A 367-nucleotide genomic window follows, 5' to 3' on the forward strand; every position below is an offset into this window, starting at 1 on the left:
CGCTGGCGCGGCGCCGGCTGGACCCGCGCATCGAGGCGGTGGTGGAGCGCATCCGCGGCGCGCCGTCGGCCACCGCCACGGCGGAGTCCTGCGCGGCATCGGCGCATCTGTCGTTCTCGCGCTTCCTGCACCTGTTCAAGGAGGAGGTCGGCACGCCGTTCCGCAGCTTCCGCACCTGGAAGCGCGCGCGCAGCCTGCTGCATTACGTCACGCAGGATTCCAACCTGGCGCACGTGGCGCTCGATACCGGCTACCCGGACTCCACGCATTTCAGCCATTCGATCCGGCAGGTCTACGGGCTCAAGCCCAGCGACATCTTCGCCGGCTCGCGCAAGCTGGCGCTGATCGGCGAGCGGCGGGTCGTGGT

1 protein-coding gene is annotated in these 367 nt (G+C 70.3%); it reads left to right on the plus strand.

Going from position 1 to position 367, the window contains the following annotated elements; all coding sequences use genetic code 11:
• On the plus strand, positions 1 to 367 hold a 367-nt coding region (locus K206_RS0137150; RefSeq protein WP_020207223.1), incomplete at both ends, for an AraC family transcriptional regulator.

The sequence above is a fragment of the Cupriavidus sp. WS genome, assembly GCF_000395345.1.
GTDB lineage: Bacteria > Pseudomonadota > Gammaproteobacteria > Burkholderiales > Burkholderiaceae > Cupriavidus > Cupriavidus basilensis_B.